Source organism: Kribbella antibiotica (assembly GCF_004349055.1).
GTDB lineage: Bacteria > Actinomycetota > Actinomycetes > Propionibacteriales > Kribbellaceae > Kribbella > Kribbella antibiotica.
Genome location: NZ_SMKX01000121.1, coordinates 1 through 18,028, shown reverse-complemented (window position 1 = coordinate 18,028; position 18,028 = coordinate 1). Strand labels below are relative to the sequence as shown.

General features: G+C 68.6%; 18 protein-coding genes. 4 read left to right on the top strand and 14 right to left on the bottom strand.

Going from position 1 to position 18,028, the window contains the following annotated elements; all coding sequences use genetic code 11:
- Positions 1–4 precede the first annotated feature (4 nt).
- From E1263_RS30940 to E1263_RS30925, 4 genes are read right to left on the bottom strand one after another with little or no spacing between them, the layout of a single operon-like run.
- Complete coding sequence (locus E1263_RS30940) at positions 5–1,093, bottom strand: Ldh family oxidoreductase (protein WP_132173787.1); 1,089 nt, start codon at positions 1,091–1,093, stop codon at positions 5–7.
- Entirely contained in the window at positions 1,090–1,869 is a 780-nt protein-coding gene (locus tag E1263_RS30935) for an ABC transporter permease (RefSeq protein WP_132173785.1), read from the bottom strand. Before E1263_RS30935 ends, E1263_RS30940 begins: the two co-directional genes overlap by 4 nt.
- On the bottom strand, positions 1,866–2,675 hold the full coding sequence (locus tag E1263_RS30930) for an ABC transporter ATP-binding protein (protein WP_132173783.1): 810 nt from the start codon (positions 2,673–2,675) through the stop codon (positions 1,866–1,868). The genes E1263_RS30935 and E1263_RS30930 overlap by 4 nt, the downstream gene beginning before the upstream one ends.
- Before the next feature lie 6 nt (positions 2,676–2,681).
- Positions 2,682–3,701 carry an ABC transporter substrate-binding protein gene (locus tag E1263_RS30925; RefSeq protein ID WP_132173781.1) on the bottom strand — a complete coding sequence of 340 codons (1,020 nt, stop codon included), beginning with the start codon at positions 3,699–3,701 and terminating at the stop codon, positions 2,682–2,684.
- A 383-nt stretch (positions 3,702–4,084) separates the two neighbouring features.
- On the opposite strand from E1263_RS30925, the gene E1263_RS30920 reads away from it, so the two are divergent.
- Positions 4,085–5,350, top strand: coding sequence for a sensor histidine kinase (locus E1263_RS30920; RefSeq protein ID WP_132173779.1), 1,266 nt, complete (start codon positions 4,085–4,087; stop codon positions 5,348–5,350).
- Positions 5,347–6,003, top strand: a complete 657-nt coding sequence (locus tag E1263_RS30915) for a response regulator (protein ID WP_132173777.1) — start codon at positions 5,347–5,349, stop codon at positions 6,001–6,003. Before E1263_RS30920 ends, E1263_RS30915 begins: the two co-directional genes overlap by 4 nt.
- A 7-nt stretch (positions 6,004–6,010) precedes the next feature.
- On the opposite strand, the gene E1263_RS30910 is transcribed toward E1263_RS30915, so the two are convergent.
- Positions 6,011–6,562 (bottom strand): MarR family winged helix-turn-helix transcriptional regulator, encoded by a 552-nt coding sequence (locus E1263_RS30910; RefSeq protein ID WP_132173775.1) that lies wholly within the window; start codon positions 6,560–6,562, stop codon positions 6,011–6,013.
- Positions 6,563–6,686: 124 nt separating this feature from the next.
- On the opposite strand from E1263_RS30910, the gene E1263_RS30905 reads away from it, so the two are divergent.
- Complete coding sequence (locus tag E1263_RS30905; protein WP_132173773.1) at positions 6,687–7,352, top strand: FMN-dependent NADH-azoreductase; 666 nt, start codon at positions 6,687–6,689, stop codon at positions 7,350–7,352.
- 40 nt (positions 7,353–7,392) lie between these two features.
- Here the strand turns inward: E1263_RS30905 and E1263_RS30900 are convergent, their stop codons facing one another.
- The 9 genes from E1263_RS30900 to E1263_RS30860 all read right to left on the bottom strand — a co-directional run bounded on the left by E1263_RS30900 (position 7,393) and on the right by E1263_RS30860 (position 17,336).
- Positions 7,393–8,229, bottom strand: coding sequence for a putative RNA methyltransferase (locus E1263_RS30900; protein WP_132173771.1), 837 nt, complete (start codon positions 8,227–8,229; stop codon positions 7,393–7,395).
- A gap of 13 nt (positions 8,230–8,242) precedes the next feature.
- Positions 8,243–9,103, bottom strand: coding sequence for an ABC transporter permease (locus E1263_RS30895; protein ID WP_132173769.1), 861 nt, complete (start codon positions 9,101–9,103; stop codon positions 8,243–8,245).
- Complete coding sequence (locus E1263_RS30890) at positions 9,090–10,034, bottom strand: ABC transporter ATP-binding protein (RefSeq protein ID WP_165956803.1); 945 nt, start codon at positions 10,032–10,034, stop codon at positions 9,090–9,092. The genes E1263_RS30895 and E1263_RS30890 overlap by 14 nt, the downstream gene beginning before the upstream one ends.
- Before the next feature lie 2 nt (positions 10,035–10,036).
- The gene (locus E1263_RS30885; protein WP_238161682.1) at positions 10,037–11,167 is read right to left on the bottom strand and encodes a LolA family protein; all 1,131 of its coding nucleotides are present in this window, start codon (positions 11,165–11,167) and stop codon (positions 10,037–10,039) included.
- A 125-nt stretch (positions 11,168–11,292) separates the two neighbouring features.
- Entirely contained in the window at positions 11,293–11,904 is a 612-nt protein-coding gene (locus tag E1263_RS30880) for an LURP-one-related family protein (protein ID WP_238161681.1), read from the bottom strand.
- Positions 11,901–13,364 (bottom strand): 5,6-dimethylbenzimidazole synthase, encoded by a 1,464-nt coding sequence (bluB, locus tag E1263_RS30875; protein ID WP_132173767.1) that lies wholly within the window; start codon positions 13,362–13,364, stop codon positions 11,901–11,903. The genes E1263_RS30880 and bluB overlap by 4 nt, the downstream gene beginning before the upstream one ends.
- Positions 13,361–14,716 (bottom strand): cobyrinic acid a,c-diamide synthase CobB, encoded by a 1,356-nt coding sequence (locus tag E1263_RS30870; protein ID WP_132173765.1) that lies wholly within the window; start codon positions 14,714–14,716, stop codon positions 13,361–13,363. Before E1263_RS30870 ends, bluB begins: the two co-directional genes overlap by 4 nt.
- Positions 14,710–15,324, bottom strand: a complete 615-nt coding sequence (gene cobO, locus E1263_RS30865) for a cob(I)yrinic acid a,c-diamide adenosyltransferase (protein WP_132173763.1) — start codon at positions 15,322–15,324, stop codon at positions 14,710–14,712. Before cobO ends, E1263_RS30870 begins: the two co-directional genes overlap by 7 nt.
- A gap of 2 nt (positions 15,325–15,326) precedes the next feature.
- The gene (locus tag E1263_RS30860; RefSeq protein ID WP_132173761.1) at positions 15,327–17,336 is read right to left on the bottom strand and encodes a putative cobaltochelatase; all 2,010 of its coding nucleotides are present in this window, start codon (positions 17,334–17,336) and stop codon (positions 15,327–15,329) included.
- Between the two features lie 244 nt (positions 17,337–17,580).
- Between E1263_RS30860 and E1263_RS30855 the strand changes: the two genes are divergently transcribed.
- The coding region (locus E1263_RS30855) for a 3-keto-5-aminohexanoate cleavage protein (RefSeq protein WP_202869134.1) at positions 17,581–18,028 on the top strand (448 nt) is incomplete at its 3' end.

Here is an 18,028-nt window from a genome sequence, read left to right as displayed (position 1 = left end):
GTCATCAGTTCAGCACCCCTCCGGCCGGGACGACGGCGCCGACCGCACGAGCGGCCGCCAGTAGTCCGTCCAGTCCCGACCTCTCGATCAGTACGCCGTTCCGCCGTTGGTGAGCCGCGCGTTCCGCCTCGATCTCACCCGGCAGATACAGCCGGTCCACCCCCGGAGCAGTCGAGCTGCCACGGACCCGGGCCGCCAGCCCCGACGCGCGGTGGCGGAAACTTTCGGCGCCACCGAGCAACTCCGGGTCGATGGCGAGGAACAGATGGGCGCAGTCGTTCGGCCGGTCCGGCTCCCGGTACAGCGGGCGCACCTGGTCACCCCAGCCGCCACCACTCAGCACCCCGGTCAGTACGTCGATCATCAGCGCGAGCCCGAATCCCTTGTGCCCGGCGGCCGGCAGCAGCATGCCGAGCACGGCCTCCTCCGGATCCGTGGTCGGCGTCCCCGACTGATCGGTCGCCCAAGTGTCCGGAATCGGCCGTCCGGCCGACGCCGCCAGCCGAATCTTGCCCAGGGCAACGGCCGACAGCGCCATGTCCAGCACGATCTCCACCCCCGCAGCAGTCGGTACGGCGATCGCCAGCGGATTGTTCCCGACCAGTCGCTCAGCCCCACCCGGGGCCGGCATCAGCGGCGTGGTGTTCGACATCGCGATGCCGATGCAGCCGGCCTGCGCAGCCTGCATGGCCCACCGGCTGGCCGCACCGAAGTGATGCGCATTGCGCACCGAGACCAAGCCGATGCCGTAACGCCCGGCCCGCTCGATCGCCTGTCCCATCGCCTGCGGGCTGGACAGCTGGCCCATCCCGCCGCGGGCATCCACGACCAGCGCAGCACCGGCGTCGGACACGACATCGAGCTCGCGCTCGCGGGTAACCCCGCCGGCATTCAGCCGATCGACGTACATCGGGACGAGCATGACCCCGTGCGAGCTGACCCCGCGCAGGTCTGCCTCGACCAGTGCGGTCGCGATCGACGCCGCGTCGTCGGGCGTGAAGCCGACCGCGCTGAAGACGGCCGAGACGGTTGCCTCAAGCCACGAAGGCCGCACCAGGACGCGGCGGTCCGCGTCCGATGCCTGGGTCGTCACCGCTTCTCCTGCGCCCACGGCAGCAGGCGGTGCTCCAGCAGCACCAGCCCGTAGAACAAGACGATGCTCATGATGCTGAGCAACAGGATCGCCGCGAAGGCGAGCGCGGTGTCCGCGCTAGCGCCCGAGGTGTAGATCAGATAGCCCAGTCCCTTGGTGGCGGCGATGAACTCGCCGATCACCGAGCCGATCACGGCCAGCGAGATCGCGACCTTGAGGCCGGTGAAGATCTGCGGCATCGCGTGCCAGATCCGCAGCTTGAAGAACTCCTGGGTGCGGCTCGCGTTCAGCGACCGGAGCAGCTCGACCAGCTCGACCGGGGTCGACTTCATCCCCTGGGCGGTCGAGATCACGATCGGGAAGAAGCACATCAGCACGACCATCACGACCTTCGGTGACGGCCCGAAGCCCATCCACACCGCCAGTAGCGGCGCGACCGCGATCTTCGGGATCGCGTTCACCATCAGGAGCAGCGGGTAGACCAGCCGTTCCAGAATCGCCGACCGGACAATCAGCAGCGCGATCGGCACCCCGATCACCACCGCGAGCAGGAAGCCCCCGACCGTCTCCGCCAGTGACACCCAGGTGCTCTCCAGCAGCATCATCGGGTCTTCGGCGGCCCGGGCCACGACATCGGCCGGGCTGGGGACCAGGAACTTCGGGACGGCGAAAACGATCGTGGCCAGCCACCACAGCCCGATCGCGGCGATCAGGCCGGCCACCGGGAGCAGCACAGCGGCAGTCCGGGACTCGGTCCACCAGGAACGCTTCGTCATCGCGGCCACACTTCGTCGACCAGCCGCTCGGCGATCGGCGGGGTCTTGTCCGCAAGCAAGGCGTGCAGCCTCGAGCTGATCCGGGCGACGTCGGCCACGTGGCCGTTCTGCCCCAGGCTGCGCGGCCGCGGGATGTCGATCTCGACCACATCACGCAGGCGTCCCGGCCGCGGCGACAGCACGACGGCACGGTCGGCCAGTACGACGGCTTCGTCGATCGAGTGCGTGACGAACACGATCGTCGTCGACAGCTCCATCTTGATCCGCTGAAGTTCTTCGGACAGCTCGGTCCGGGTGAGCGCGTCGAGCGCGGAGAACGGCTCGTCCATCAGCATCACCTTGGGGTCGCGGATCAACGACCGGCACAACGACACCCGCTGCTGCATCCCGCCGGACAGCTCATGTGGCAGCCGCCGTTCGAATCCTTGCAGCCCGACCAGTTCGAGCAGTTCATGCGCACGATCCCGGTACGCCGCCTTGTCGCGGGCGGCGGTTGATCGATCCAGCTCCACCGGCAGCAGGACGTTCGCCAGCACCGACCGCCAAGCCAGCAAGGCCGGGCGCTGGAACATGAACGAGACGTCCGGGCGCGGTCCGCTAACGGGTTCTCCCGCCACCCGAACCGTGCCCGACGTCGGCGACAACAGTCCCGCGATCAGCCGGAGCAGGGTGGACTTGCCACACCCGGACCGGCCGATCAGCGTGACGAACTCACCGGCGCGGACGTGCAGGTCGATCTTCTCCAGGGCCGTGATCCGGCCCTCGCGTCCGTCGAAGACCTGCCCCACACCGTCCAGCCGGATCATGCGTGACTAGCCCTTCGGTGCCAGGTCGACCGTGACCACGTCGGCCGGCTTGAGCGCACCGGCCGGCTGGATCGCCGAGGCGGTGCTGAGCAGATCCAGCACTTTCTGGACGCGCTCGGGGTCCACGGCGCCGAGCGGGTCGCCCGCGTTATCCGGCTTCGAGAACGGCGTCATCAGCTTCAATTCCTCGGTCGCCACCGTGACGTCGGTCGTCGGCACGTACTTCTTCAGGATCTCCGCCGCACCGGCCGGGTCCTTGATGGCGTCGTCGAGCCCCTTGAGCAGCGCGGTGGTGAATTTCTTCACCTGGTCCGGCTTCTCCTTGGCCAGGTCGGTCCGGGTCAGGATCGCGTTCCCGTAGAGCTCCGGCAGCACCTTGCCGTAACTCAGCACGACCGCCTTGCGATGCTTGTCGTCGGCCTTCTCGACCAGCGGCACGCCGACCACGAACTGGCCGATGCCCTGCACCTTGCCCGACGAGAGCAGCTGCGGCAGCGTGGGCGGTGGGGCCCCCACGAAGCTGACCTTCTTGTCGTCGATGCCGACGCGCTGGGCGTAGACCGGGAACGTCACCTGGTTGGTCGAACCCGGCTGGTCACCGATGTTCTTGCCCTCCAGATCCTTGGCGTCCTTGATTCCGAGCCCCTCCAGCGACACGATCGCAGCCAGCGACTTCTGGTGGATCATGCCCACCGTCGTGACCGGCAGCTTCTGCTTGCCCAGAGTGATCGCGATCGCCGTGAAGTCACCGATGCCGTAGTCGGCCTGACCTCCGGCCACCTGCTTCATGACGTCGACGGTGCCGCTGCCAGGGCTGATCTTGACGTCGAAACCGGCGTCCTTGAAGTAGCCCTTTTCCAGTGCGACGTACGCGTAGGCCTCGCGGCCGAACTGACCGAACGAGGTCAGATAACTGATCTTCTGCAGACCTTCGTCGGAACCCTTGTCGTCGCCGCTGTTACACGCGCTGACCAGGGCGAGCCCCAGGACCGCCGTCAGCGCGACGACGGAACGCCTCAACCTCATATCGACCTCTCTCATCCGATATTTGATCAAACATCAAATATGGAAAGGTGGTCAATCGGCCCCCAGGGACTTCACAGCGACTTTACCTGCCTGTCCGGCCGGTGACATCTCTGTGCTTCCCGCAGTTCCCGCTGAGCCACCAGTCCTGGAGCCGATCCCCTGCGGTGCGGCCCTTCCCGGCCGAACCACCCGCCCCGACCACAGACCGTACCCGCCCGGACAGCAGATCGCGACGGCACCGACGGACCGAAACCCGACATACGTATCAAATTTACGTAAACCCTCAACTTCTTGTGATTCCGAGCACTCTCCAAAGCCTTGACCTGCCGCTCACCCGGCCGAGGGAGGCCTGAACCGCGCGAGTTTGACACCATGAGGGGGTGGTGAACGCACTCAGGTCCCTCGGCCGGGCGTCGACGTACCTGCGCTGGATCTATCTACTGATCGGCGCTGCACTGGTCCTGGCCGTTCTCCTGGTCGGAAGTGCGGTCGGCGCGCTCACCCATGAGCTCCGCCTGCCGGGTCCCGCGAGTGTCGTGATCCTGGCGCTGCTCGGCGTCGCACCTCCACTCGCGATCGGTCTCCTGCCCGCGGTGCGCGAGGTGGAGGGAATCGCGGTCTCGTCGCTGCTCGGCGTGAAGTTCGAGGAGCGCCCGCTCGGCCCGGCCCGAACGTGGGCCCAGCGTCGTCGAACCTCCGCCTGGCTGACCCTGCACCTGATCGCCGGCGGGCTCGTCGGAATCCTCAGCACGATCGTCTTCGGAGCCGGACCTGTCCTGCTCGCGGCGCCGTTGCGCTCCACCGGCCGGCACGAGTTCGCGCCCGGCCTCTCGTACGACGTCACCGGCAGCTGGACCGATGTCTGGATGCCGCTCGTCGTGGTGATCGCGCTGGCCGCGCTGTTCCTCATCTCCTCGGCGGTCGGCGCCCTGCTCGCCCACCTCGCCCCGCGCATCCTCGGCCCCACGGCATCCGAGCGGATCGAACTACTGGAACGCCGTACGGCGACCCTTGCCGAACGCAACCGTCTTGCCCGCGAACTCCACGACAGCGTCGGTCACGCCCTCAGCCTGGTCACGATCCAGGCGGCCGCCGCCCGCCGAGTGCTCGCCAGTGACCCGGAGTTCGCCGAGACCGCGCTCGGCGCCATCGAGACCTCTGCGCGCTCGGCGCTGGCCGATCTCGACCATGTCCTCGGGCTGTTGCGCGACGACCGGCGAGCGGGTTCGGCGACCGCACCGCAAGCAACGCTCGACGATCTTGAACGGCTGGTGGAGGCGACCCGGGCCGGCGGCATCACGGTCACCATCGACCGCTCCGGGGCCCTCGACCAGATCCCCTCCGCGGTATCGCGGGAGGCCTACCGGATCCTCCAGGAGGGGCTCACCAACGCGATCCGGCACGCTGGGCACCCGGACGACAAACTGACCGTGGCAATGCAGATCAGGCTCGACACATCGGGGCTTCGGTTGACGGTGACCAATCCGGTCAGCGGCGGCACGGACAACGCCGGTGGCGGCCGGGGCTTGGCCGGGATTCGTGAAAGGGTCGCCGTACTGCGTGGTGCAGTGGAAGCCGGCCGGGACGACAACGACTGGCGGCTGACGGTTTCGCTGCCGATCGCCGTGACGACGAAGAGGACGAAATGACGCTTTCCGTGGTCGTGGTCGACGACGAGCCGCTGATCCGCAGTGGGCTGCGCGCGATCATCAACGCCGAGCCGGACCTCACCGTCGTTGGCGAAGCCGCCGACGGCGCCGAGGTGCTGCCGGTGGTTCGCCGGACCAACCCGGACGTCGTGCTGATGGATGTCAGGATGCCCGCCGTCGATGGCATCCAGGCCACCCGGCTTCTGCTCGACAGCCTCAACCCCGCGCCGCGCGTGCTGGTGGTGACCACCTTCGAGAACGACGACTACGTGTACGACGCTCTCCGCGCCGGAGCCTCCGGGTTCCTGCTCAAGCGGACGCCGCCGGACGACATCATCGCCGCGATCCGCACCGTCGCGGGCAGCGAGTCTCTGTTGTTCCCGGAGGCGATCCGAGCCCTCGCGCTCGCTCATGTCGGGGCGCAACCGTCGCGACCGGCCGGGCTCGACGCGTATCAGCTGACCGATCGCGAGCAGGAAGTCTTGCGTCTGATGGCGCGCGGCCTGTCGAACGCGGAGATCGCGGCCGAGTTGATCCTCGGGCTGCAGACAGTCAAGACCCACGTGGCCAACGTGCTCGCGAAGCTGAACGCCCGCGACCGCACGCAGGCCGTCATCAAGGCCTACGAGTCAGGCTTCGTACCGCTGCACTAGTGGGCCACTAGGTGGTAGCGGGGTCGACGTTCTCGTCGGCCAGCATGCAGGCGTTGTGCAGCGGATCGATCGCGTCCGCCTTCAGCGCCACCCGTTGCAACAGCCGGCGGAAGCTGGAGCGCTCCTCCGCGTCGAGGCTGCCGAGCACTTCGTTCTCGGTGGCTGAGAGCCGGCGCTCGAGGTCACAGAGCTGCGCCTTGCCCTCATCGGTCGGCACAATCAGGCGCGCCCGCCGATCAGCCGGATCGGGCTGCCGCTGCACCAGGCCGGCCTTCTCCAGATCGTCGAGCAGATACGTCATCACCGTCCGGTCGACGCCCAGCTGCGCGGCCAGATCGAGCTGCCGCTTCGGCCCGTCGGAGTTCACCGTCGCCAGCACCTGGTAGCCGCGCGGTCCACCCGGTACGTCGTCGAGCGCCGCCCCGGAAGCCTTCGCGTACCGGCGGAACACGACGCCGAGCGCCCAGCCGAGGTCTGCCTCGACCGGCGCACCACTGGCCACGCGCGGTGAGACACCACGGGCCGTCTGGGCTCCCACATCCGCCGAAGTGCTGGTCACGAGCCCAGTCTACGTGGTCTACGCCACGCGGAATACGATCTGACTTGAATATGTTCTGTTCAGCAGATTATCTTGATGACAGCTCGACTGGCCGCAACAACCCCCTCAGGAAAGAAGAACGACTATGACGACCTTGCTCCGCATCGATGCCAGCGTGCGGCTGAACGGATCGGTGAGCCGCGCACTGGCCGATAGCGCCGAAGCGGCTTGGAAGGCCGAACACCCGGACGGCGTGGTGATCCGGCGCGACCTCGGCCGCAACCCGCTCCCGGCCACCGCCTGGCCCGCGCTGGCCAAGGCCCAGGTCGGCGAGGAGCCGGCCAACGAGACCGAGCAGCAGCTACTGACCGAGGCCAGGGTGCTGGCCGAGGAGGTGACCAACGAGCTCAAGTCCGCCGACGCGGTCCTGCTCGCGGTCCCGCTGTACAACTACGGCATCGCCCAGCAGGTGAAAGCCTGGATCGACCTCCTCCTGCTGGACATGGACTACCACCTCGGGCAGCCGTTGGAAGGCCGGCCGGCGATCTTCACGCTAGCCCGCGGCGGCGGCTACCAGCCCGGTACGCCGAAGCACGGCTGGGACCACGCCACGGCGTATCTGGAGCGCATCTTCGGTGACGTGTTCAAGATGAATGTCCGAATCGCAGTCGCCGAGCTCACCTTGGCACCGGTGACCCCGGGGATGGAGCAGCTGATCGATCTGTCCAAGGTGTCCGAGGCGGAGGCGCACATCGCCGCCGAGGAGCTCGGCGCCGTGGTCGCGAAGGAACTGACCGCCAAGGCTGCCTGACCACCGGCCCTGATGCGATGCCGTGCTAGCCGGCGTCGAATCAGTGCAGCTGCCAGGTTGTCAGCGTGACCGAGAGCGTGACGAGCGCCGGCTCGGGCAGGACCGCGATCCGGTCCGCGAGCTCGTACGGCGGGATGTGCCGCGCACTCGGCGTCATCAGCACCAGCTGTTCCACCGCAGCGCGATCGAGCCGCATCGGCTCCTCGATCAGCTCGCGGCCCGTCTCGACGAAGGTCCCACCGAGCGTGTCCTGCAGGCGCCGCTCCTTGTCATCGTCGACCGACACCATCCCCAGTACGCCGACCAGCTCGGCCAGGTGCTGCGGATTCGGGGTCACCACCAGCAAGACACCACCCGGCGCAAGGATTCGGCCCATCTCGGCCGCGTTGCGCGGGGCGAACACGTTCAGCACCACCTGCGCTGCGCCGTCCACCACGGGCAGTTCGCGCCAGGCGTCACACACGACGGACCCGATCAGCGGATCCACCTTCGCGGCCCGGCGAGCGGCGTACCGGGAGACGTCGAGGGCGAGACCCCGTCGCGATCGGCCGGCGACGCCGACGAGGTAGTAGCCCGTCCCGGCGCCGACCTCCACGACCAGCTCGTTGCTGTCGGGTTGGAGGTATTCGGCCGCACGCAGGATCAGCGCGTCCCGGATCGGCGCGTAGTGACCGGCGCCGAGGAACACCGTCCGAGCGCCGATCATCCCGGCCGAGTCACCCTCGATCCCCTTCGATGCCGAGGGCAACAGGTTCAGGTAACCCTGCTTGGCCAGGTCATAAGCATGCCCCTGCGCACACCGCGCAGTCTGCCCAGTCAGCGCCAACGCATCGGAACAGACCGGACAGCGCAGTACGGCGACCAGCTCGGAATCCACCGGCCTATTGTCGTCAGACGATGTCGCGGCTGGTGATCCGGGCCCAGGCTGCGGCGTAGAAGACGGCCAGATACCCGGCTTGCAGGAGCAGGTTGCGGCCGATCGCATCCCAGTACGGCGGGTCGCGGAGCAGGTCGGCGAACGACGTCCAGCCGTACATCAGCAGCCACGGGTGGATCACGTCGATCTGCGGGATCGCCGACATGATGCCGAGCACGATGAACGTGCCGAAGGTGGCCGCCATCGCCGCCAGCGGCGTCGAGGTCAGCGACGACACGAACAAGCCGATTCCGGCCAGGCCGAGCAGCGACAGGGCGATCACCACTGCGATCGCGAGCGCTCGCAGCAGTCCTTCGCCCAGCGAGATGGTCGAGCCGGAGAGCAGCAGGACATCACCGACCGGGAAGAGGATGAAGCCGACGATCAGCCCAGCGACCCAGATCGTGAGGGTCGCGGCCAGGCAGAAGATCGCCAGCGCGACCATCTTCGCGGCCAGCAGGCGGGAGCGCCCAGCGGGTGCGGTGAGCAGGTTGCGCAGGGTGCCGAGGCTGGACTCGCCGGCCAGCGACTCCCCCGAGATCACCGTCACCGCGGTCGGTAGGAAGAACGGCAGGGAGAGCCCGAGGCTGGCCACGATCAGGAACAACCCGTTGCCGGCGATCTGACCGAGGAAACCCTCGGCGCCACCCTCAGCGCCGGACAGCTTGATCGCGACGCCGATCAGCACCGGCACTGCGGCCAGCACGCCCAGCAGCACCCAGGTCCGGACACGGCCGAAGACCAGCTGCAGCTCCGACTTGAACAACGCCAGCGTGTGCCGGCCGGCGCTCGGGCGCGCGATGGCGGCCTCCGCGACTGCGCTACTCGGCGACATCAAAACCCTCCCCGGTGAGCGCGACGAAGGCTTCTTCGAGGCTGGGACGCTCCAGGCCGAAGCCGTGGATGCGGACGTCCGCGGCGACCAGCCCCGCGGCGAACTTGTCGATCGGCAGGTCACCCGCGTCGCCTTCGACGGTCTCGCCGACCGTGCGCAGGTCGGTGACGCCGAGGCTCTGCAGGGTCTCCGCAGCCTTGGTGACATCAGGCGTGCGAACGATCAGGCGTGGCCTGAGCTCGGCGCGCAGCTCCGTCATGCTCGACTGGCGGATCAACCGGCCGCGGCTCATCACTGCGGCGTGCGTGCAGACCTGCTCGACCTCGGCCAGCAGGTGGGTCGAGGTGAAGATCGTCGTACCGTCGTCGGCCAGCTCGCGGATCAGATTCCGGACCTCGCGAGTGCCCTGCGGGTCGAGGCCGTTGGTGGGCTCGTCGAGGACCAGCAGGTCGCGGCGCTGCATCAGCGCGACCGCGATCGCCAGCCGCTGCTTCATGCCGAGCGAATACGCCCGGACCTTCTTGCCTGCCGCGTTCGACAGACCGACGCGCTCGAGCGCCTCCCCGGCGCGCGCCTTGCGGGTGCGCGGGTCGGCGGTGCGGTCAGCCGCGTCGAAACGGAGCAGGTTGGCCTGACCGCTCCAGAACGGATAGAACGCCGGGCCCTCCACGAGCGCGCCGACGTGCGGCAGCACCCGAAGCGAGGCCTTCGGCATCGGCTGGCCGAGCAGCTGAACCTCGCCGGAGGTCGGAGCAATCAGACCGAGCACCATCCGGATCGTGGTGGTCTTGCCGGACCCGTTCGGCCCGAGGAAGCCGAAGACGCTCCCCGCCGGGACCTCAAGGTCCACCGAGTCCACCGCGACCTGCCCACCCCGGAACCGCTTGGTCAGCCCCCTCGTGACGAGGGGGCTCCCGTCTGTCTCTGTCACGGTCAGCGGGGCGCCTTGGCTGCGGCGTCCTGGAGGGTTTGCGCGGTGACCAGGCCGGCGAAGACTCGGCCGTCATCCGTGATCAGGGCGTTGACCATCTTGCTGGTCACGATCTTGCCCTTGCCCCACGAACCCTCGACCGACTTGGCGCCGGCCAGGAACTGGTCGACCGGACCGCCGTCGCCGGACAGCTTCACACCCTTGATCATCACCACGGAGGACCAGCCCTCGCCGATCACGGTCGGCTCGTTGGCCGCCGTACCCGGCTTCTTGATGTCAGGCTTCTTGGCGGTGTCGGGCTTGCCGGGGAGTGACTTCGGAACGTCGGGGCGAGTCGTCGGCGCCTTCGGCTGGGTCACCTCGACGCCCTTCGGCGGGGTGAACGTGAACGTGTTCGCAGCCGGTACGGCGAACGAGACCTCGGTGAACCCGATCTCGACCGCCGGGTCCTTGCCCGTCCGCGGCAGCACGGTCACCTGCAGCGGAACGTAAGTCTTGGAGTCGACAGCCAGCGTCACGGAGCCAACCGTGGTCTGATCCGTCTTCGGGGTCAGGCGCAGCTTGTACGCGTCCCGGCCGGCGACCTTCTCGGTCCCGCTGACGTCGACCTTCGTGCTCGGGTCGATCGCGGCCAGGAACTGCTTGGCCACTGCCTGCGGGTCATACGACTGCGGCAGCTTCTCCGGCTTACCCGACTTGTGCTCGGGGACCTGCAGCTTGACCGCCTCACGCTTGGCCGAGTCGTAGGCCCAGGCGGACTTGCCGTCCGTCGTCAGGACCCGCTCGGCCATGTTGTCGAGCACCGACACCCGCGCCTTGTCCGGCGCCGCGAACGCGACCCGCGCGGTGTGCTCACCGCTCAGGAACTCGGTCAGCTGACCGCTCGCCGAGCCGCTGTCACCACCGGTGACACCGGGTAGTGCGGGCAGACCGAGATCCGCGGACGAGTGCACGGTGCCACTCAGCCCGTCGACCTTCGCGGTCTGCACCTTGGCCAGCAACTCCTGTGCGGAGATCTCCGGCAACTTCGGAGAAGCGTCCGCGACCACCGGCCCGAGCGTCCCCACTCCGGCCACCACGGCCACTGCTGTTACCGGAACCAACCACCGTCGACTGCGCTGCGCTGCACCCATGTCCTCAAGACTCGCACCGCCCGCAAGCCCAGCCAAGGGTCTTCGGGGTCAGTTCACCCGAAAGAGTGAGCCCGCCGTACGACCTGGGTCGTACGGCGGGCCCGAATACTGGCAAATCTGCTGAATCAGCGGCTCTGGAGCGCGTCCAGCGCAACCGTCATCGCGGCCGCGACCCGGAAGTCGACGCGCTGGTCCTGGACCGTCACGCGGTACCGGTCCCGGATCGACATCTTCCGCTCGACCGACAGCACCGGCTGCTGGTTCGCGTTGTCGGTGAAGTCGAAGTGGAAGATGAACGGCAGCGGGATCTCACCGACGAACGGGACGAAGTCCCAGACCCGGCGCAGAATCGCGATTCCGGCGCTCCGCTCGGTCCCCGACGACTCGAAGCCCGCGCCCGACAACTGCCAGCTCGACCGCAGCAGGCTCTTGCCGAACTCCTTCTTGAACCAGCCGATCTGCTGGCCGCTCGCGTCGAAGACGTCGTACCCCGAACCGAGGTCGATCCGCTTGCGCGCCTTGAACGAGAACACCACCTGCGACTTGGTGTCGTCGGTGTAGAACGTGACTTCTTCCTTGAACGCCATCCGCTTCTGCTGCGCGAACGCGAGCAGCGGCCCGTCGGACCCGTCCGGGTTGGTCGTGATCAGTTCGTACTTGTTGGCCATCAGCGTGATCCGCTGCTTCATCGAGAAGGCGGGCACGTGCATGGATCCCCCACTGGGTGGAACAGTCATGCGGAGGAGTCTGACAGCTCCACCGGCTCATCACTCCATCCAGCCCCGCAAGCACGAGCCCCGACTCGCAAGCCTCGCCCCACCGCAGCAGCCACGTCCCCACCCTCAATCACCCGTACGACGATCTCTGTCACGCCCTGCAACACGAGATCCCGCACCAGCTCCACCCCGGTCTCGACACCCTCCACCGCGTCCCGCACCGGCCGCCACAACACCCCGAAGTCAGCCGCAGGCTTCTCCCCCAGCTGCACGACGACCGTGTCCGCCCGCCCCAGGTAGTCAGCCGGCTCGCCACCAACCACCACCCGAACCGACTGCGGATTCGGGGAGGGAGCCGACCCGCCTACTGCAGAGGTGCCCGGGGCACCCTCACCCGGCGCTCCCCGATCCAGGTGTGCGGCCGCTTCCTCCGCGTCCGCCACGATCGACGTCGGCTCCACCCCCGGCAGACCTCGATTGCCCCAGCTCTCGTGGTGCACCGCCCAGGCGAGCGGGCGACGCGCAGCCCAGCCGCTCCGCACGAGCTCCGGTGCCGGAGCGAACTCCTCGACGTACCCGACGCAGAGGTAGCCGACCAGCTCGATGTGCGCGGGCAGATCCAGCACCGCGCCGACCTCGCCCGGCTCGAAGAACGAAACCCACCCGACGCCCAGTCCCTCGGCCCGCGCCGCCAGCCACAGGTTCTGGATCGCGATCGCCGCCGAGAACCACGTGGTCCGCGGATCCGCGTGCCGCCCGAGCACGTGCCGCCCACCCCGCCCGGCATCACACGTGACCGCAATGTTCAGCGGGGTGTCGAGAATCGCCTCGATCTTCAACCCGTCGAACTGTTTGCGCCGCACTTCCGGCAACGACTCCGCAAACGCATCCCGCTGCGCACTCGCCAGATCATGAATCTTCCGCCGCGTCGCGATCTCGCGGATCAGCAAGAAGTCCCACGGCTGACTGAGCCCGACACTTGGCGCCCGATGCGCAGACTCGAGCACCCGCGTCAGCACGTCGTCTGGAATCGCCCGATCCACAAACCCCTGCCGAACATCTCGCCGCTCAGCAATCACGCGATGCACGACGCTCCGCTCCCCCGGCGCATACCCCGGCGCAGAGAGCAGCCGCCCCACCGCAGCAGTCGCCTGCTCCGACTTTTGCTTGGAGACGACCAGCTCGGCGCCTGTGCTCAACACGGCGGCTTCGGCGACGCTCGGCGTACCGGCTAGGCGCTCGACTCGCTCACTCGGGCTGGGCACGTGCTGCCGGCGCAGCTCAGCGGGAGCGACCGTCTGGAGCTCGGCGCCCAGCGACGCCGCCAGCCGTTGCACACCGGGCTCGGTCTCGCGCCCTTCGACAGTGATGAGGATCCGGACGCGGCCACTGCCCGCCTCCGCCACGGTCGCCGCAACCAGGTCGCGCAGTTCCCGGTACGACGTACCGGCTCGGAGGCCGACGCCGACAACCAGGTTCATTTCTCTAGCCCGGCGTGCACCCGTGCGGCGGCCACCAGACGAGCCGGCACGTCGGGGCTCGCAGTCCAATGCAGATGCAGGTACGACGCGTGCACGCGCGGCTGGGCGATTCCCTCGACCCCGCCTGGCAGGTACCAAGCCGGAGCGACCTCGCTGTCGAGCTCAACCGCGGTCCGGTGGAACTCGTGTCCGCGCACCCGACGGCCCTCGTCGAAGAAGGACGTCGTCGTGGCTGCGATCGCGGTGCGGTAGCCGAGCGTCAGGCTCCCGGTCATCCGCGCGGTCGCCGGGAGCACGCCGGTCATCGGGTGCCCGTCGAGCTCGCGGCACAGGTACAGCAACCCGGCACACTCCGCGATCACCGGCAGCCCGGCTGCGATCTCAGTCGCGACTTGGCGCCGCAGCTGCTCATTCGCCGAGAGCGCTTCCGCGTGCAGCTCGGGAAATCCACCACCTAGATACAGTGCAGCAGTTGCCTCAGGCAACGGGTCGAGCAGTGGGTCGAAGCGGACCACCTCAGCCCCGGCAGCGGTCAGCAGCTCAGTCGTCTCGGTGTAGTGGAACGAGAACACCGGCCCACCGGCCACTGCAACCACCGGACGCCCCTCCTCCGCCGGCGTCACCTCGGCGGTCGGATCCCACACCTCGGTCTCAAGCTCCGAGGCCGCACGAGCCGCCGCCACGAACGCCTCCAGATCGACACCGGCCCGCACGAGCTCAGCCGCCGCATCGACCGCCTTCTCGGCTTGCTCGCGCTGCTCGTCGGCCGGCACCAGTCCGAGATGCCGACTGGGCACAGTCAGGCGAGTGTCACGCCGCAGCACACCCAGCACCGGGACACCGGTCGGCGCGACTCCGGCCCGCACCTCCGTCTCATGCCGATCCGAACCGACCTTGTTCAGGATCACCCCGACGATCCGCACTTCGGTGTCATAGGCAACAAACCCCTGGACGACCGCGCCGACGCTCCGCCCGGCCGCGGAGGCATCGACCACGAGCACAACCGGTGCCTTGAGCAACTTCGCCACGTGGGCGGTCGACGAGAATCCCTCGGTCCCCAACGCGCCGTCGTACAGGCCCATGACGCCTTCGATGACAGCGATATCGGCACCCTGGGCGCCGTGCGCGAACAACGGCGCCACGCGCTCTTCACCCGACAGCATCGGATCGAGATTGCGGCCAGGCCGACCGGTGGCCACCGCGTGGAAACCCGGGTCGATGTAGTCGGGCCCCACCTTGAACCCACCGACGACATGCCCGGCCCGCCGCAGCGCAGCCATCAATCCGACGGCGACCGTCGTCTTCCCGGCCCCTGACGAAGGAGCCGCCACCACAACCCGCGGAACTACCACTCGATGCCCTTCTGCCCCTTCTGACCGGCGTCCATCGGGTGCTTGACCTTGGTCATCTCGGTGACCAGGTCGGCCGCGTCGATCAGGCGCTGGTCGGCATTGCGGCCGGTGATCACGACGTACTGATGGCCGGGGCGATTGACCAGGGTCTCGACGACCTCGTCGACATCGACCCAGCCCCACTTCATCGGATAGGTGAACTCGTCCAGCACATAGAGGTCGTGGGTTTCAGCGGCGAGGCGGCGCTGGATCTCGCGCCAGCCCTCAATGGCGTCGGCCGCGTGATCCTCTTCGGTGCCGGCCTTGCGCGCCCAGCTCCAGCCTTCGCCCATCTTGTGCCACTCGACCGGGCCGCCCTCACCTGTTGCCTCATGCAACCGGCCGAGCGTCCGGAACGCCTCTTCCTCGCCGACCTTCCACTTCGCGCTCTTCACGAACTGGAAGACCCCGATGTTCCAGCCCTGGTTCCAGCCGCGCAGTGCCATCCCGAAGGCGGCGGTCGACTTCCCCTTCATCTCACCGGTGTGCACCATCAGCAGCGGCCGGTTGCGGCGCTGCCGCGTGGTCAGACCGTCCTGCGGTACGACGTTCGGTTGTCCCTTCGGCATGACTAAGCCGCCTTCCGCTCGGTGACCGCCCGTACGAGGTTGCCGGCGGCAACATCACCGAGGTCGAGGTATTCCGCTCCGAGGTCGCCAGCCAGCTCACCCGCCAGCCCCAGCCGCACACCACGCTTCGGCTCACAGTCGACCACGACCGTCGCAATCCCGCGCTGCGCGAGCCAACCGGCTGCCTGCTTCGCGCGGGCGAAGGCCTGGTCGCCGTGCGTCGCACGTCCGTCGGTGACAAGCACCAGCAGTGGGCGTCGCCGAGGGTCACGGATCGCCGCGATCCGCAGCACCTCCGCAGCCTGCAACAACCCTTCGGCGAGCGGCGTCCGACCACCCGTCGGCAACGACTCCAAACGCCGTACGGCGGTCTCGATGCTGCCGGTCGGCGGCAGGGCAACGGTCGCGTTGGCACCGGCGAAGGTGACGAGCCCGACGGTGTCGCGGCGCTGATACGCGTCGAGCAGCAGCGACACGATCGCGGTCTTCACCTCGCCCATCCGCTTCTTGGTTCCCATCGATCCAGAAGCATCCACGCAGAACAGCACCAGGTTTCCCTCGCGCCCTTCGCGCACAGACAGCCGTACGTCGCTCGCTCGCACCGCCAGCCCTGCTCCGGTCCTGCCGCGAGCTTGCTGATGCGGCGCCGCTGCCCGAATCGTCGCCAGCAGATGCGGCCGGCCCGACTCGCGTCCCACTCGTGTGCGGTCGCCCACGACTCGGCCGACCTCGGTGATTGCTCGCGAGCGCCGACCAGCCACGCCGGCTCCGGCGGCCTGCACGCTGAGCAATCGAGCCTTGTAGGGCTCGGAGCTGCCGGCGACATCACCCGTCGGCGCGGGCCCGGCGACCGGGGTCTGCGGCTGGTCCGCGTCGCGATCGGCGTCCGGTCCGTCGGTGGAGTCCGTCGGCTCGGGGTCGACACCGCCGCCGGGGCCACCGTCGTCCGGGCCGCCGTCGGGATCGTCATCCGGCTCCGGCGGAGGCGGCGTACTGTCTTGGATCGCTTGCTCCAGCTGGTCTTCGTCCATGCCCGGCGCGTCGAACGGGTTGCGCCGACGGCGGTGCGGCAGCGCGAGCTTGGCGGCCGCGCGCACGTCCTCGACCTCGACGACCGTCCGGCCCGACCAGGCCGCGTGGGCGACCGCGGTCCGTGCGGTGACCAGGTCGGCGCGCATCCCGTCAACATCGAACGAGGCGCAGATCTCGGCGATCTGCCGCAACGCCGAGTCGGTCAGGATGACCTCGCTCAGCAGGTCACGCGCTTTCACGATCCGCTCGGCGAGCTCGCGCTGCGGGCCGTCGTACCGGCTGACGAAGGCGGCGGGATCAGCCTCGTACGTCAGCCGCGCCCGCATCACCTCAACCCGTACGGCGGGATCGCGGCTGGCGACCACATCGACTGTCAGCCCGAACCGGTCGAGCAGTTGCGGCCGCAGCTCGCCCTCCTCGGGGTTCATCGTGCCGACGAGCACGAAGCGCGCCGGGTGGGTCACCGACACCCCGTCCCGCTCGACCGTCGCGCGGCCCATCGCGGCCGCGTCCAGCAACACATCGACCAGGTGATCGTGGAGCAGGTTGACCTCATCGACGTACAGGATTCCGCGGTGCGCGGCGGCCAGCAGGCCGGGCTCGTACGCCGTGATTCCCTCGGCCAGCGCCTTCTCCAGGTGCAGCGAGCCCAGCACCCGGTCCTCAGTCGCTCCGACCGGCAGCTCCACCAATCGCGCAGCTCGGCTCATAGCCTCCGGCGTTGCGTGCGGCCCGTCCGGACAGTCCGCCGCCGGAGCCGCGGGGTCACACGAGAACCGGCAGCCGGCCACGACATCGACCGGCGGCAGGATCTCGGTCAGCGCGCGCACCGCGGTCGACTTCGCCGTACCCTTCTCGCCGCGGATCAGCACCCCGCCGATCGCCGGTGAGATCGTCGCCAGGATCAGCGCAAGTTGGAGGTCGTCCATCCCGACCACCGCAGTGAACGGAAAGCCGGTCGAGGGTGGCGCAGGCCGCATCAGCGGGAAGTCCCTTCGTCAGCGGGTGTCCACGCCCGCATAGCTGGTACGCCACGATGCCGCGGCAGACTCGGTGCAGATGTTCTGGCTCCCGGTCGCCCGGTCACAGTGGCGGGACCGCCCCGGACTCCCGGCCGAAGCCGGTCACCGGTGTTCCTCCACACCCGTCTCCCCCATCCTGGCACACCCCCAATCCGCCAACCGCGACCAGTCTCACACCCCACTCGCGCCTATCGTCAGCCACATGATCAAGGCCTGCCTGAACGGTGACCGCACCCGCGCCGACCACCCCGGCGTCCCGATCACTCCGACTGAACTAGCCCACTCCGCAGCGGCCGCCGTACGGGCTGGGGCTGATGCGCTGCACATCCATCCGCGCGGCGCCGATGAGCGCGAAAGCCTGCACTGGCCAGACATCGACGCCGCCGTGTCAGCAGTCCGAGCAGCCTGCCCCGGCGTACCGATCGGCGTCTCCACCCGCGAACCGATCGTCCCCGACCTCACGGAGCGCCTCCGCCTGATCGCCGGCTGGCACCGCGGCCCCGACTTCGCCAGCGTCAACTTCCACGAACCCGGCGCCGCGGAGGTAGCCGACCTGCTCATCTCCCGAGGCATAGCCGTAGAAGCCGGCCTCTTCACCCCCGAAGCCGCCGTCACCTACCTGGCCTGGTCCGGCCCCACCCTCCGCATCC